Origin of the sequence: Streptomyces sp. NTH33 (assembly GCF_003236365.1) — a bacterium.
Lineage (GTDB): Bacteria > Actinomycetota > Actinomycetes > Streptomycetales > Streptomycetaceae > Streptomyces.
In genome coordinates, this window is sequence record NZ_POTZ01000827.1 from 1 (window position 1) to 1,701 (window position 1,701).

Annotated in this window: 1 protein-coding gene; it reads left to right on the forward strand. The window is 67.4% G+C overall.

Features of this window, described 5'->3' with window-relative positions:
- Window positions 1-368 precede the first annotated feature (368 nt).
- Window positions 369-1,655 (forward strand): MFS transporter, encoded by a 1,287-nt coding sequence (locus C1I97_RS36700; RefSeq protein WP_258382923.1) that lies wholly within the window; start codon window positions 369-371, stop codon window positions 1,653-1,655.
- Window positions 1,656-1,701: the final 46 nt, after the last annotated feature.

Consider the following 1,701-nt stretch of genomic DNA (forward strand, 5'->3'; position numbering starts at 1 on the left):
TGCTGGCAGAGCTCGCACTTACCCCGTTGGAGACGGTCGATCAGTTCTCGGCGGGGGTAGGTGAGCCGCCCCCTCCGCCCGCTCGGCCTCTGGAGCCGACCCCTGGAGCCGCCGACCTCAAGTCGGCGGCTTGTTGCTTTATACGCAACAGAGGTGCGACTTTAGAAAAATCATGGCCGAACACCTTGCTCGACCCCGAAGTGTCGACTTACGGTCTGCAACATCGTTGCTGCACACGCAACCTGACGCTTGGGAGCCGGTTCATGAGCGACCAGCCGAGCCTGACGGGGCAGCCCACCGCCTCGCCCATTTCATCCGCTTCATCCACTATGTCCGCACCCGATGTTACCGGCCCCCGGGAGGTCGGCGTGGACACCTCCGTGGAGCCCTCGACGCGCCGCCGCGTGGTGGCGGCCAGCTTCATCGGCAATTTCGTCGAGTGGTTCGACTACGCCGCCTACGGCTATCTGGCGGCGACGATCTCCACCGTTTTCTTCCCCGACACCGATCGCACGACGGCTCTGCTGGCCACGTTCGTCGTCTTCGCCGTCTCCTTCTTCGTCCGCCCCATCGGCGGGTTCGTCTGGGGACACATCGGCGACAAGGTCGGCCGGCGCAACGCGCTGTCGCTGTCCATTGTGATCATGTCCGTGGCGACCTTCTGCATCGCCCTCCTGCCCACCTACCGCGCGGTCGGCCTGCTCGCTCCGCTGCTGCTGCTGATCGTGCGGATCGTCCAGGGCTTCTCCGCCTCCGGCGAGTACGCCGGCGCCTCCGCCTTCCTGGTCGAGTACGCTCCGCCCGGCCGGCGCGGGCTGTACGCTTCCGTGGTTCCGGCGAGCACCGCGTCCGGTCTGCTCCTCGGATCCCTGCTCGCGGCGCTGCTCAGCGGAATCCTCTCCGACGGGCAGATGCACAGCTGGGGATGGCGCCTGCCCTTCCTCCTCGCCGCTCCGATGGGCCTGATCGGCCGCTACATCCGGCTGCGGCTGGAGGACACCCCGGCGTTCCGCGCCCTGGAGGAACAGCAGGAGGTCACACCGACTCCGGCCAAGCAGATGCTGCGCGCCAACCGGCGCCCGCTGGTACTCGCGATGGGCGCCACCGTGCTCAACGCGGTCGCCTTCTACATGCTGCTCAGCTACATGCCGACGTATCTTTCGGAAGAACTCCACTTCGGCGCCACCGAGTCGTTCCTCACCACCACCGTCTCACTCGCGGCGTACATCGCCTGCATCTTCTTCACCGGCCTGGCCTCGGACCGGTTCGGCCGCAAGAAGATGCTGATCACCGCGTCCCTCCTGTTCACGGTGTGCACCGTGCCGGCCTTCATGCTGCTGGACGGCGCCGGGCTGCTGACCGTCATCGTGATCCAGGTGCTGCTGGGCGGCATGCTCTCGCTCAACGACGGAACGCTGCCCAGCTTCCTCGCCGAACTGTTCCCGACCCGGGTCCGGTACAGCGGCTTCGCCATCAGCTTCAACATGGCGAACGCCATGTTCGGCGGCACCGCGGCCTTCGTCGCCACGCTGCTCATCTCCTGGACGGGCAGCAGCCTCTCCCCCGCCTGGTACCTCGCCGTCGCGGCGCTGGTCTCGCTCTGGGCCGTGCTGTCCTCCAAGGAGACCTCACGCGAGCCGCTCCGCGAGAGCTAGGCCCGCCGGCCGCCCGCCGACCGTCCACCGACCCCCCATCGACCAC